Origin of the sequence: Bradyrhizobium sp. CCBAU 45389, assembly GCF_028128625.1 — a bacterium.
In the GTDB taxonomy this organism is placed as follows: Bacteria; Pseudomonadota; Alphaproteobacteria; order Rhizobiales; family Xanthobacteraceae; genus Bradyrhizobium; species Bradyrhizobium liaoningense_B.
Genome location: NZ_LBIY01000093.1, coordinates 188,058 through 200,056, shown reverse-complemented (window position 1 = coordinate 200,056; position 11,999 = coordinate 188,058). Strand labels below are relative to the sequence as shown.

Genomic DNA, 11,999 nt, shown 5'->3' with positions numbered 1-11,999 from the left:
GGCCTTTTCGGCTCTATCCGGCGTTGCACCCTCAATTTGATTTTGGCAAGCTTGTGACCGACTGGAGCCGCCCCTTCGGGAAAGGGGCGGCTTTGTTCAAAATCAAGGCGCCGCACCGCACGACGGACAACAAAAGGCGCCGGGGGTACATCAAGGATCTGAGGCAAAAATCACATGACAGCATTATGGTTGATAGTGCTCTGCGGAGTGCTTTCCGTCGTCTACGCGATTTGGGCGACGTCTTCGGTGTTAGGCGCGGATGCGGGGTCGCCGCGCATGCAGGAGATCGCGGGGGCGGTGCGCGAAGGCGCACAGGCCTATCTCCGGCGCCAGTACACCACGATCGGTATCGTCGGCATCGTCATCTTCGTGCTGCTTGCCTATTTCCTTGGCCTCTATGTCGCGATCGGTTTTGCCATCGGCGCCATCCTGTCGGGGGCGGCCGGCTTCATCGGCATGAACGTCTCGGTCCGCGCCAATGTGCGCACCGCCCAGGCGGCGACGACGTCGCTGGCCGGCGGCCTTGAACTCGCCTTCAAGGCGGGTGCCATCACCGGGCTCCTGGTGGCGGGTCTCGCGCTGCTCGGTGTGACCCTCTATTTCGGCTTCCTGGTCCATTCGCTGAAGCTCGCGCCCGATAGCCGCACCGTGGTCGACGCGATGGTGGCGCTCGGCTTCGGCGCCTCGCTGATCTCGATCTTCGCCCGTCTCGGCGGCGGCATCTTCACCAAGGGTGCGGACGTCGGCGGCGACCTCGTCGGCAAGGTCGAGGCCGGCATTCCCGAGGACGACCCGCGCAACCCCGCGACCATCGCCGACAACGTCGGCGACAACGTGGGCGACTGCGCCGGCATGGCCGCCGACCTGTTCGAGACCTACGCGGTGACCGCGGTCGCCACCATGGTGCTCGCGGCGATCTTCTTCGCCAAGACGCCGATCCTCGCCAACATGATGACGCTGCCGCTCGCCATCGGCGGCATCTGCATCATCACCTCGATCATCGGCACCTTCTTCGTCAAGCTCGGGCCGAGCCAGTCGATCATGGGGGCACTCTACAAGGGCCTGATCGCAACCGGCGTCCTGTCGCTGATCGGCATCGGCGGCGTGATCTACGCCCTGATCGGCTTCGGCAAGCTCGACGGCGTCGACTACACCGGCATGGCGCTGTTCGAATGCGGCGTGGTCGGTCTCATCGTCACCGCGCTGATCATCTGGATCACCGAATACTACACCGGAACCGACTATCGTCCGGTGAAGTCGATTGCCCAGGCGTCGGTGACCGGTCACGGCACCAACGTGATCCAGGGCCTTGCCGTCTCGATGGAGGCGACCGCGCTGCCCGCGATCGTCATCATCGCCGGCATCCTCGTCACCTACAGCCTGGCCGGCCTGTTCGGCATCGCGATCGCGACCGCCACCATGCTGGCGCTGGCCGGCATGGTCGTCGCGCTCGACGCCTTCGGCCCCGTCACCGACAACGCCGGCGGCATCGCCGAGATGGCGGGCCTGCCCAAGGAGGTGCGCAAGTCGACCGACGCGCTCGACGCGGTCGGCAACACCACCAAGGCGGTGACCAAGGGCTACGCGATCGGCTCGGCCGGTCTCGGCGCGCTGGTGCTGTTTGCGGCCTATAACGAAGACCTCAAGTTCTTCGTCGCGAGCAAGACCCCGTACTTCGTCGGCGTCGCTCCGGACTTCTCGCTCAACAACCCCTACGTCGTCGTCGGCCTGCTGTTCGGCGGCCTGCTGCCGTACCTGTTCGGCGCGATGGGCATGACCGCGGTGGGCCGTGCGGCCGGCGCGATCGTCGAGGAAGTGCGGCGTCAGTTCCGCGAAAAACCCGGCATCATGCAGGGCACCGACAAGCCGGACTATGGCAAGGCGGTCGACCTGCTGACCAAGGCGGCGATCAAGGAAATGATCATCCCGTCGCTGCTGCCGGTGCTGTCGCCGATCTTCGTCTATTTCGTGATCTACGCGATCGCGGGTGGGGGCGCGGCCGGCAAGTCGGCGGCGTTCTCCGCCGTCGGCGCGATGCTGCTCGGCGTCATCGTGACGGGCCTGTTCGTCGCGATCTCCATGACCTCGGGCGGCGGTGCCTGGGACAACGCCAAGAAGTACATCGAGGACGGCCATTTCGGCGGCAAGGGCAGCGATGCCCACAAGTCCGCCGTCACCGGCGACACCGTCGGCGATCCCTACAAGGACACGGCGGGTCCCGCGGTGAACCCGATGATCAAGATCACCAACATCGTGGCGCTCCTGCTGCTGGCGATCCTGGCGCACTGAGCGGCGATAACGAGACAAGACGAAACCCCGCGGCGCGAGCCGCGGGGTTTTTGTTTGGTGGGTGGGCTGCGCAGGGTGGATTAGCCCTGCGGGTTGTTGGTCTGCGCCTGGCTGAGAAGCCATATCTCCAAGCGCCTTATCGTATCGGCACGTGATTTATGCCCGCCTTTTGTGACAAGGTAATAGCCCTCGGGAAGAGGGACTGTTGCGTCGAGAGCGCGAAGGCGACCGCTCGCAAGATGGGGCGCAGCATAGGCGAGATCCATCGCTGCTATGCCCGCACCAGCTAGCGCGGCATCCATGGCCTGGGCTCGGGTCTCTACCACGACGCTCCGACCGGGTGGATCACCGACCTTACCTGATAAGCGCCACCAACGATTCCAATCGCGAAAGCGGGAGCGCGCGCGGATGACGGTACTATTGCTCGAAAGCTCAGAGATATGCGGGTGAGCGACGGGGAGCAAAGTTTCGTTGAACAGGCGAGTTGCCGTGAGGCCTTTCCAATCGCCGAGGCCATGTCGAATAGCGCAGTCGAAGTCTTCGTTCGTAAGATCGATCGTCCGGGTCGTCGTCGAGATCGCCAACTCCACATCGGGGTTCAGGTGTTGCCAATCCGGAAGGCGCGGGATCAACCAGTGTGAAGCGAAAGTCGCAACGGTGCTGATCCTCAGTTGCCCACGTCGGCGCCGAAGGGGTGTCACTGCTGCTTCGATGCGGTCGAGCGCGTCACCCATAACCATCAGAAGGGATTCGGCGTCTTCTGTCAGTTTGCCGCATCGACCGACTTGGCGGACGAGCGTGACGCCAAGCTGACGCTCCAATTCTGCAATCCTGTGCGACAGTGCCGATCGCGTCACGCCAAGCGTTTCGGCCGCCTTGGATAGGCTTGGCGCCTTCTTCAGCGCCGCAAGTGCCTGCAAGCCCCTTGTCGAAGGCAGATCCATACTAATGTTCCCCGACACAACGTGTGAATATATCTCACGCAATATCCCCTGCGAAGCCGCTACATTCCCGAGCGGAGGCTTGGATGATGACAGCCCTTTTCAGTCAGTTCGCTGCGTATAACCGATGGGCCAATGCTCGCCTTTACGCTGCTGCGCTAGCTCTGCCAGACGAAGCGTATCGGCGTCCGATCGGCGTTTTCTTCGGGAGCCTTCACGGGACGCTCAATCACCTGCTCGTCACAGATCGAATCTGGCTCCGTCGTCTGACTGGCGAGGGTGAACACCCCGATCGGCTCAATGCCATCATCCATGACGACCGGAACGAACTGGCACGTGCTCGTTTTGGGGAAGACGAGCGCCTGATTTCCGTGGTCGAAGCCTATAGCGATAGCGACTTGGATCGGGCGCATGGCTATCGGACGACCAGCGGTCAGCCACACGAGCAGCGGATCGCAGATATCCTCCAGCACCTCTTCAACCACCAGACGCATCATCGCGGTCAAGCACATGCTTGTTGCTCTATTCTAACCGGAAAGGAGCCGCCCTCCCTGGATCTCCTAGCGTTCCAACGAGGGGTCCCGGCGCCTTCAATATCGATCGACTAAGAAAGCGGTCGCTTCGGTTTACCCCGTCAGTGTCGCGCGGGCGAGGAATCGCAAGGCTCAGGGATGCAGTCGAGCAGCGCGAGCTGGTCGATCGACATCCAGTGGCACGTGGCTCTGTCCCAACTGCAACTCCCACCTCAAAGGTGCCAAATTTTCAGACATTGAGAAGAGCAGACGAAAATTGTTGCATGACGTCGGAGTGTACGAATGAGCCCTTCCGGAGCTTTGATCGCGATCCTGCCGTGTAACGACCTTGATGCGTCGGAGCGGTTCTACAATCGGCTGGGCTTTGCGCGCCCGGACAGTGAAAGGCCTGCTCCGGGAGAGCCTGACACCTATCGCATGCTGTCGAACGGGAAGGGCGGATATCTACATCTGACGGACGCGGTCGAGGGATGGCTAACGCCGGGCAGAAACCCTTTTGGGCTTTATCTTTACCTCGAGAGTGTTGATGCTGCGGCGCGCGAATTTCAGCAATCACCCGAAGACAAGCCGTGGGGGATGTACGAATTTGCGATCTCTGACCCGGATGAAACGTTGGTCCGTGTCGGTTGGCCAACCCCTCTCCGCGCCGGAGCGCAATAGAGGCGTTGTCGCTCAGTTTCGGAAAGCGTGGTTGGAGTAACTGCCAGCAATTCCGCTAGCAGCTCATCCACAGCTGCGGTTAGAGCTATAGGGATTCCTCTCGGATTGTTGCCTTCCGGTTCATGCTGGCCCGACGGCAACTCACTGCACGTCCATCTGCAGGCCTTCCTTCTGGATGATGCCGGCGAACTTCTTCGTCTCGGCGTCCACGAAGTCGGCGAATTGTTGCGGGGTGCCGTAATCGGCGCGGGCGCCCATGGCGGCGATCTGCTTCTTGATGTCGTCGCGCTCCAGCATCGCCTTGACCTGGAGATTGAGCGCGTTGAGCACCTCGGGTGAGACCCCCTTCGGCAGGAACACCGAGAACCAGGACGATATGTCGAAATTCGCCAGCTCCGGCGCGCTCTCGCGCATGGTCGGCAGGTTAGGCGCGAGGTCGCTGCGGTCCGTCGTCGTGACGCAGAGACCGTTGAGCGTGCCGTTCTGCACCTGCGGCAGGCTCGGATAGAGATTGTCGAACAGGATCTGGATGTCGCCGGCGAGTGCGGCCTGGAGCGCGGGCCCTGCGCCGCGGAACGGGATGTGCGTCATCTTCAGCCCGGTGAGCTGGAGGAACCAGGCGCCGGTGAGGTGAGGGCTCTGGCCGACGCCGGAGGAGGCGTAGCTGAGCTTGTCCGGATTGGCCTTCAGGTACGCGATCAGCTCGGCGACCGACTTGATGCCGGTCTTCGGATGCGCCGACACGATGTTCGGGATCCGGATCATGTTGGAGACCGGCTGGAGCTGGTCCGGCTTGTAGGTCAGGTTCTTGAAGATGCTGTAGGCGATCGCGTTCGGGCCGGGGTTGCCGATCAGGATGGTGTGACCGTCGGGCTTGGCGCGGACCACCTCGGCGGTGCCGATCGTGCCGCCGCCGCCGGAGCGGTTCTCCACGACGGCCGACTGGCCCCAGGCGGTTTGCAGATGAGCGGCCAGCAGCCGGCCCATGACATCGGTCGAGCCGCCGGCCGCGGCCGGTACGACGAGGCGGACGTTCTCGGTGGGTTTCCAGTCCGCCAGGCTCGATCGCGGCAGGATCGCTGCGGCCGAAAGGCCGGCAGCGCCGGCAAGCACACGACGGCGGGACAACAAAGTGTTCTGAAGTTTCTTGGACACGAATCCACTCCCAGCTTCTTGTTTTGCTGGGAGCGTAGGGAACCCGCTGCGCAACGGCAAGTCGCGAGCGACGGCGAGTGCCGCGCGGATCGCGGCACGACGCCGCAGGCTGAAGGCTTAGTTAAAGCTGAGCAGCTTGAAGATCGGCGCGAGGTAGCTCATCTCCTGGCCCGAGGTCGGCGTGGTCCGGCTGATGAAGTCGAAGATCTTGCCGTCCTGCAGGCCGTAATTCGCCAGCCGGCGCACGCGCCGGTTCTTGTCGAAATAGATCGCGATCACGCGCTGGTCGACCACCTTCTGGTTCATGAAGGCAACCATTCGCTCCGAGCGCTGCGAGATGTAGTAGAACACCTCGCCGTCGAGCGTCGCGACGGTGGAAGGGGTGCCCATCACGATGAGCACCTGGTCCTGGCTTGCGCCGATCGGAATCTGCTCCAATGCGCCGGGCGGCAGGATGTAGCCCTTCTGAAATTGCTCGCCGGTGCAGCCCGCAAGCGCGACGCCGACCAAGGCCGCAGCGGCCGCCAGGCGCAGGCCGCGCCAACGTGCATGAAGGCCGCGCCGCGGATTTGCGCGCAGGCCGGTCTGGTTCGTTATTGTCATAGCGGAACTGATTCCGTCCCCTTGCGTCGCGCGAGGCGCTGAAGTACCGGGCGGAGGCTCTGAATGCAACTCGCGCGCGCCCGCTTGCGGAAACCACAATGCTTTGGCCGTTCAATCACTTCAGGAAACCCCGGCTAACCCCGCCGGGCACCATTGAAGCCATCTATGGCATGATCGTGACGCAGGCGCGAGAACCCATATTTTACCGCGACTTGGGCGTGCCGGATACGGTTAACGGCCGTTTCGACCTGTTGCTGCTGCATCTGTGGCTGTTGCTTCGGCGTCTGCGCACGGTCCAGAGCGCCACGGAGCTGTCTCAGGCGCTGTTCGATCGCTTCTGCGAGGACATGGACGACAATCTGCGCGAGATGGGTGTGGGCGACCAGACCGTGCCGAAGCGGATGCGGGCCTTCGGCGAGGCCTTCTACGGCCGCGTCCAGGCTTATGACCAGGCCATGGAGGACGACGGCGAGGCGCTGGCGGCGGCGATCTGCAAGAATATCTTGAATGGCACCGGCATGGACCAGGCTCGGCAGCTCGCGGCCTATGCCAGGGCCGCCGAGGCCGACCTCGGCCGGGCCAGCGAGGCCGCGCTGCTCGATGCGTCCTTCAATTTTCCCCCGGCGTTCAGGGAGGGTGCCAAGCCATGAGCCGACCCAACATCACATCCTCGCCCGATCCCTGGCGGGCGCCCGTCATCGTGGCGCACATCCCCGACACCGGTTTGCATCGCAAGCTCGAGGCATCGGCCGCCGAGCGGCAGGCCATGGCGGAGCTCGCTGGCCTGAGGGAGGTCCTGTCCGCGCACGCCAGCTTCGACGTCGTGCCGAAGAGTGGCGGCCGGATCCAGGTCACGGGGCAGGTCCGCGCCCGGATCGGCCAGACCTGTGTGGTCACGCTCGATCCGATCGAGAGCGAGATCGACGAGGAGGTGGACCTGACGTTCGCCCCCGAGGCCGAGGCGCGGCGCTTGGCCGACCTGATCGAGGAGGGGCAGGACGACGAGGAGCCGCCGGAGGTCGTCGATCCGCCGGAGGCCATCATCAATGGCGTCATCGACCTCGGCCGGCTCGCCACGGATGCCCTGTTCCTGGCGATCGACCCCTATCCGCGCAAGGAGGGGGCCGTATTCGAGGCGGAGGTGGTCGCCCCTGACCCGGAGGACCATCCGTTCGCGGCGCTGAAGGCGCTCCAGGACAACAAAAAGAACCGGTAGCTGCCGATTCCCCGTAAGACCGCTTGCCAAGGCACGGGAGGTGTCTGTGGCAGTGGTTTGAAAGTCCGATTTATCTATTTGATTTCTATATATTTCCGGCGGATTTTACCGATCCGCCGCCTGGTCGTCCTGAATGCAAAAGGCTGGGGGCAAGAGGTTGTTTCGGGATAACAAAACGCTATTGTCGCGCCCCGGTCCGGGTGCGGCGTGGCGCTTGGCCGGCCGCCATGTCATGGCGAACCCATTTGCGGCCCCGCTCGTTCAAGACCGCACCAGACCAGGTTTCCAGGACTTTCATGCCCAGCAAGGTTCGCATCGCGCTTGACGCCATGGGGGGCGACGACGGCGCCGCCGTGGTCATTCCAGGCGCCGCCATCTCGCTTGGCAGGCATCGCGACACCGAGTTCCTGCTGGTCGGGGACCGGGCCAAGATCGAGCCCGAACTCGAGAAGCATCCCCAGCTCAAGGCCGCCTCGAAGATCATCCATACCGACGTCGCCGTCAGCATGCACGACAAGCCGAGCCAGGCGCTGCGGCGCGGCCGCAAGACCTCCTCGATGTGGCTGGCCATCGACGCGGTAAAGAAGGGCGAGGCGGATGTCGCGGTCTCCGCCGGCAATACCGGCGCGTTGATGGCGATGTCGCGCTTCCATCTGCGCACGCTGCCGGGCATCGACCGCCCGGCGATCACGGGGATATGGCCGACCAGGCGCAGCGAATCCGTCGTGCTCGACCTCGGCGCCACCATCGGCGGCGATGCGCACCATCTGGTGTCGCTGGCGCTCATGGGCGCAGCGATGGCGAGCGTGCTGTTCGACAAGAAACGCCCCACGGTTGGCCTCCTCAATATCGGAACCGAGGAGATCAAGGGGCACGAGGAGATCCGTGAGGCCGGGGAAATCCTGCGTGCCAGAAATCTGCCGGAGCTCGACTATATCGGCTTCGTCGAGGGCGACGGCATCGGCAAGGGGCTGGCCGACGTCATCGTGACCGAAGGTTTCAGCGGCAATATTGCCCTGAAAGCTGCCGAGGGAACCGCGCGGCAGATGGCGGAATTACTCCGCAACGAGATGCAGCGGAGCTGGCTGTCCAAGCTCGGCTATCTCTTTGCGCGCAGCGCCTTCCAGGCCCTGCGGGACAAGATGGACCCCAACAAGTCCAATGGTGGCGTGTTCCTGGGGCTCAACGGACTGGTGGTTAAAAGCCATGGCGGAACCAGCGCCGAAGGCTTTGCCTATGCGATCGATGTTGGCTATGAGATGGCTCACTACGATCTCCTGAACAAGATCAATCAGATGCTCAACCGCGAGGGTGGTGCACTCAGTTCCGTGCAGGCCGCGCAGGAGGCTGTTTCGTGACGAAAATCCGTTCGGTCGTGCTCGGCTGCGGCTCCTACCTGCCGGAGCAGGTGGTGACCAACGCCCAATTGGCAGCGCGTATCGACACCTCCGACGAGTGGATCGTCCAGCGCACCGGCATTCGCGAGCGGCACATCGCGGCCGAGGGCGAGTTCACCTCGCACCTCGCCATCAAGGCGGCGCAGGCCGCGCTCAGCGACGCCGGCGTGGACGCGCAGTCGATCGAGCTGATCGTGCTGGCGACCTCGACGCCCGACAACACGTTCCCTGCATCGGCGGTCGCCGTGCAGCACGGCCTCGGCATCAACCATGGCGCGGCCTTCGATCTTCAGGCGGTGTGCTCCGGCTTCGTGTTCGCGCTCGCGACGGCGGACAATTTCCTGCGCACCGGCGCCTACAAGCGCGCGCTGGTGATCGGCGCGGAGACCTTCTCGCGCATCCTCGACTGGAACGACCGCGGCACCTGCGTGCTGTTCGGCGACGGCGCCGGCGCTGTGGTGCTGGAGGCGCAGGAGCAGCCGGGCAATGCCGCGACCGACCGCGGCATCGTCACCACGCATCTGCGTTCCGACGGCCGCCACAAGGCAAAGCTGTTCGTCGACGGCGGACCGTCCTCGACCCAGACCGTCGGGCACTTACGCATGGAAGGCCGCGAGGTCTTCAAGCATGCAGTCGGCATGATCACCGACGTGATCGTCGATGCCTTCGAGGCGACCGGGCTCAACGCCGACAGCATCAACTGGTTCGTGCCGCACCAGGCCAACAAGCGAATCATCGACGCGTCCGCCCACAAGCTGCATATCGCGCCGGAGAAGGTGGTGCTGACGGTGGACCGTCACGGCAACACCTCGGCCGCCTCGATTCCGCTGGCGCTGGCGGTGGCGCGCAAGGATGGCCGCATCAAGAAGGGCGACCTCGTTCTGCTGGAAGCGATGGGCGGCGGCTTTACCTGGGGTTCAGCGCTGGTGCGCTGGTAGCGCCACAGTTGATAAAATTTTGCCAGAATCAGCCGCGATTATCGATGCGTCTGCATTGATGAGCGCTGTTGACCGCCGTATCGTAACCTCATAATTTCAGACAACAATTGTTCGCCGTGATGTGGGGCAGGGCGATGACCGATCAAAGTAAAACCGTAACGCGTGTCGATCTCTGCGAAGCCGTCTACCAGAAGGTGGGCCTGTCGCGGACGGAGTCGTCCGCGTTCGTGGAACTCGTGCTGAAGGAGATCACCGACTGCCTTGAGAAGGGCGAGACGGTGAAGCTGTCCTCGTTCGGTTCCTTCATGGTGCGCAAGAAGGGCCAGCGTATCGGCCGCAATCCGAAGACCGGCACCGAGGTGCCGATCTCGCCGCGCCGCGTCATGGTGTTCAAGCCGTCCGCGATCCTGAAGCAGCGCATCAACGCGCAGCACCGCACCAACGGCGACGGCAGCAAGGTTCAACCCGAGGCGTAACCGCCTTTCGGAAAGGATGGGCATTTGGACAAGGCGCCGGATGCGTTCCGAACCATCAGCGAAGTAGCGCAGGAACTCGACATTCCGCAGCACGTGCTGCGGTTCTGGGAGACCCGATTCTCCCAGATCAAGCCGATGAAGCGCAGCGGCGGCCGCCGCTATTACCGTCCCGACGACGTCGACCTGCTCAAGGGCATCCGCCGGCTGCTCTACGGAGAGGGCTACACCATCCGCGGGGTGCAGCGGATCCTCAAAGAGCACGGCGTCAAGTCGGTGCAGGGCCTCGCCGACGGCGCGGCCGCGGTCTCGTTCGGAGCCATCGAGGACGCCATCGGCGCGAGCCTGATGGAGCCGGACGACGAGGGCCCCATCAAGGGCATCGCCGATGCCGACGATGACGACTACCAGGGCGATGAGGAGGAAGGCATCGACTTCCGCTTCACGGAGGTCGATGACGAGGAGATCCTCACCACGTTCCGCAAGGGCGGTGCCGCCGCGCCGGCAGGTCCCAGCGCGCTCGACCGGGAGCGCCTCGGGCGGGCACTCGCCGACCTCGTCGCCTGCCGGGAGATGCTGGATCAGGCGCTGAAGGACGGGTAGGGCAGGTCCGCCGGCGGCTTTTTCGGCCAGTTCCGGGAGATCTGGCCGGGGGCACACCAAAATGGTGTGACCTCGCCTTGCGCAAAGCGGCGATCCTAGCTAATGGAACGGCGTTCGGAGCGTGGCGCAGCCCGGTTAGCGCACTAGTCTGGGAGACTAGGGGTCGGAGGTTCAAATCCTCTCGCTCCGACCATCACTTAGCCGGATTTTAGGGCGTCCGGATTTCACTCAGGGTAACGGATAGGGTAACGTCTCCCCGGCGGGCGAATGGTGTCGAACGTCATCAATTTCTACATGGATGATTCGGGAACGCGGCACCCCGACCACAAGGTCGGGAAGCGGGCAGGACACGGCTACGATTGGTTTGCGCTCGGCGGCGTGCTTGTCGCCGATTCTGACGAAGCGCTTGCACGTGAAATGCACGAGACTTTCTGTCGACGGTGGGGGCTCACTGAGCCCATCCATTCGGTCGAGGTCCGGTCGCGGACCAAAGGTTTTCTTTGGCTGGAGCGACGGCCGCAGCGCGACAGGGATATCTTCTACGAGGAGCTGTACCAGCTCATGATGGGCTCGCCTGTCGTGGGCCTGGCGTGTGTGATCGACAGGCCTGGATACAACGCCCGCTATCGGGAAAAGTATGGCCGAGAGCGCTGGTCGTTGTGCAAGAGCGCCTTCACCATCAGCGTTGAGCGTGCCGCAAAGTACGCGAGAGAGCGAAGGTGCAGGCTCCGGGTGATGCCTGAGCGCTGTAACAAGGCCGAAGATCGTGTGCTCAAGGGCTACTATGAGAATCTCAAAAAAGACGGCCCGCCGTTCGATCCGAATACATCGGAAAAGTATCGGCCGCTTTCCCCACAAGAGTTCAGCGAAACTCTGCTGGAGTTTGCGCCGAAGATGAAGTCTTCACCTATGGCTCAAATGGCCGACCTCTATCTCTGGCCGATTTGCATGGGCGGGTACAATCCGGACTGCCGGCCCTACGAGAGATTGAAATCCGACGGGAAGCTCATCGAGTACCACCTGTCGCGAGAGGACTGGCCAAATCTCGGAAGCAAGTACTACTGCTTCGACGGTCCCGAGAAGCCTATGCCAGAAAGTAAAAACCCCGCCGAAGCGGGGTCGGCCACACACGGTGACCTCGGGGCAGAGCCCGCCTGAACAATGCCGATTCGGGGTTAAAGTTTCAATATC

At 63.3% G+C, this 11,999-nt stretch carries 13 protein-coding genes and 1 tRNA gene; 11 read left to right on the top strand and 3 right to left on the bottom strand.

What is annotated here, in order from left to right; genetic code table 11:
* The first annotated feature begins 174 nt into the window (after positions 1 to 174).
* A complete protein-coding gene (locus XH79_RS24835) occupies positions 175 to 2,289 on the top strand; it encodes a sodium-translocating pyrophosphatase (protein ID WP_212335915.1) in 2,115 nt (704 codons plus the stop codon).
* An 80-nt stretch (positions 2,290 to 2,369) separates the two neighbouring features.
* Here the strand turns inward: XH79_RS24835 and XH79_RS24830 are convergent, their stop codons facing one another.
* Positions 2,370 to 3,233, bottom strand: coding sequence for a LysR substrate-binding domain-containing protein (locus tag XH79_RS24830; protein WP_212335916.1), 864 nt, complete (start codon positions 3,231 to 3,233; stop codon positions 2,370 to 2,372).
* Between the two features lie 83 nt (positions 3,234 to 3,316).
* Between XH79_RS24830 and XH79_RS24825 the strand changes: the two genes are divergently transcribed.
* Both XH79_RS24825 and XH79_RS24820 read left to right on the top strand, forming a co-directional pair.
* Entirely contained in the window at positions 3,317 to 3,838 is a 522-nt protein-coding gene (locus XH79_RS24825; protein ID WP_271583283.1) for a DinB family protein, read from the top strand.
* A gap of 207 nt (positions 3,839 to 4,045) precedes the next feature.
* Positions 4,046 to 4,423 (top strand): VOC family protein, encoded by a 378-nt coding sequence (locus tag XH79_RS24820; protein ID WP_212335917.1) that lies wholly within the window; start codon positions 4,046 to 4,048, stop codon positions 4,421 to 4,423.
* Positions 4,424 to 4,564: 141 nt separating this feature from the next.
* Here XH79_RS24820 and XH79_RS24815 read toward each other — a convergent pair whose 3' ends face one another.
* The gene (locus XH79_RS24815; RefSeq protein WP_271583282.1) at positions 4,565 to 5,578 is read right to left on the bottom strand and encodes a Bug family tripartite tricarboxylate transporter substrate binding protein; all 1,014 of its coding nucleotides are present in this window, start codon (positions 5,576 to 5,578) and stop codon (positions 4,565 to 4,567) included.
* A 117-nt stretch (positions 5,579 to 5,695) separates the two neighbouring features.
* Positions 5,696 to 6,181: an outer membrane protein assembly factor BamE gene (locus XH79_RS24810; protein ID WP_271583281.1), complete on the bottom strand. Its 486-nt coding sequence runs from the start codon at positions 6,179 to 6,181 to the stop codon at positions 5,696 to 5,698.
* Positions 6,182 to 6,279: 98 nt separating this feature from the next.
* Here XH79_RS24810 and XH79_RS24805 point away from each other — a divergent pair, with 98 nt between their 5' ends.
* The 8 genes from XH79_RS24805 to XH79_RS24770 all read left to right on the top strand — a co-directional run bounded on the left by XH79_RS24805 (position 6,280) and on the right by XH79_RS24770 (position 11,966).
* A complete protein-coding gene (locus tag XH79_RS24805) occupies positions 6,280 to 6,831 on the top strand; it encodes a ubiquinol-cytochrome C chaperone family protein (protein ID WP_271583280.1) in 552 nt (183 codons plus the stop codon).
* Positions 6,828 to 7,397 carry a YceD family protein gene (locus XH79_RS24800; protein WP_271583279.1) on the top strand — a complete coding sequence of 190 codons (570 nt, stop codon included), beginning with the start codon at positions 6,828 to 6,830 and terminating at the stop codon, positions 7,395 to 7,397. Before XH79_RS24805 ends, XH79_RS24800 begins: the two co-directional genes overlap by 4 nt.
* 296 nt (positions 7,398 to 7,693) lie before the next feature.
* Positions 7,694 to 8,755, top strand: a complete 1,062-nt coding sequence (gene plsX, locus XH79_RS24795) for a phosphate acyltransferase PlsX (protein ID WP_271583278.1) — start codon at positions 7,694 to 7,696, stop codon at positions 8,753 to 8,755.
* Positions 8,752 to 9,732, top strand: a complete 981-nt coding sequence (locus XH79_RS24790; protein ID WP_271583277.1) for a beta-ketoacyl-ACP synthase III — start codon at positions 8,752 to 8,754, stop codon at positions 9,730 to 9,732. The genes plsX and XH79_RS24790 overlap by 4 nt, the downstream gene beginning before the upstream one ends.
* A gap of 134 nt (positions 9,733 to 9,866) precedes the next feature.
* Positions 9,867 to 10,208, top strand: a complete 342-nt coding sequence (locus XH79_RS24785) for an integration host factor subunit alpha (RefSeq protein ID WP_026311906.1) — start codon at positions 9,867 to 9,869, stop codon at positions 10,206 to 10,208.
* Between the two features lie 24 nt (positions 10,209 to 10,232).
* A complete protein-coding gene (locus XH79_RS24780) occupies positions 10,233 to 10,808 on the top strand; it encodes a MerR family transcriptional regulator (RefSeq protein ID WP_271583276.1) in 576 nt (191 codons plus the stop codon).
* 115 nt (positions 10,809 to 10,923) lie between these two features.
* Positions 10,924 to 11,001: transfer RNA gene (locus tag XH79_RS24775), tRNA-Pro, on the top strand.
* A gap of 74 nt (positions 11,002 to 11,075) precedes the next feature.
* Positions 11,076 to 11,966 (top strand): DUF3800 domain-containing protein, encoded by an 891-nt coding sequence (locus XH79_RS24770; RefSeq protein ID WP_271583275.1) that lies wholly within the window; start codon positions 11,076 to 11,078, stop codon positions 11,964 to 11,966.
* Positions 11,967 to 11,999: the final 33 nt, after the last annotated feature.

Bases quoted from the DNA above. Each gene is read 5' to 3' on its own strand.
- XH79_RS24800 (WP_271583279.1), top strand. From the start codon at position 6,828: ATGAGCCGACCCAACATCACATCCTCGCCCGATCCCTGGCGGGCGCCC.
- XH79_RS24785 (WP_026311906.1), top strand. From the start codon at position 9,867: ATGACCGATCAAAGTAAAACCGTAACGCGTGTCGATCTCTGCGAAGCC.
- XH79_RS24810 (WP_271583281.1), bottom strand. From the start codon at position 6,181: ATGACAATAACGAACCAGACCGGCCTGCGCGCAAATCCGCGGCGCGGC.
- XH79_RS24825 (WP_271583283.1), top strand. From the start codon at position 3,317: ATGATGACAGCCCTTTTCAGTCAGTTCGCTGCGTATAACCGATGGGCC.
- plsX (WP_271583278.1), top strand. From the start codon at position 7,694: ATGCCCAGCAAGGTTCGCATCGCGCTTGACGCCATGGGGGGCGACGAC.
- XH79_RS24830 (WP_212335916.1), bottom strand. From the start codon at position 3,233: ATGGATCTGCCTTCGACAAGGGGCTTGCAGGCACTTGCGGCGCTGAAG.
- XH79_RS24835 (WP_212335915.1), top strand. From the start codon at position 175: ATGACAGCATTATGGTTGATAGTGCTCTGCGGAGTGCTTTCCGTCGTC.
- XH79_RS24820 (WP_212335917.1), top strand. From the start codon at position 4,046: ATGAGCCCTTCCGGAGCTTTGATCGCGATCCTGCCGTGTAACGACCTT.
- XH79_RS24805 (WP_271583280.1), top strand. From the start codon at position 6,280: ATGCTTTGGCCGTTCAATCACTTCAGGAAACCCCGGCTAACCCCGCCG.
- XH79_RS24770 (WP_271583275.1), top strand. From the start codon at position 11,076: ATGGTGTCGAACGTCATCAATTTCTACATGGATGATTCGGGAACGCGG.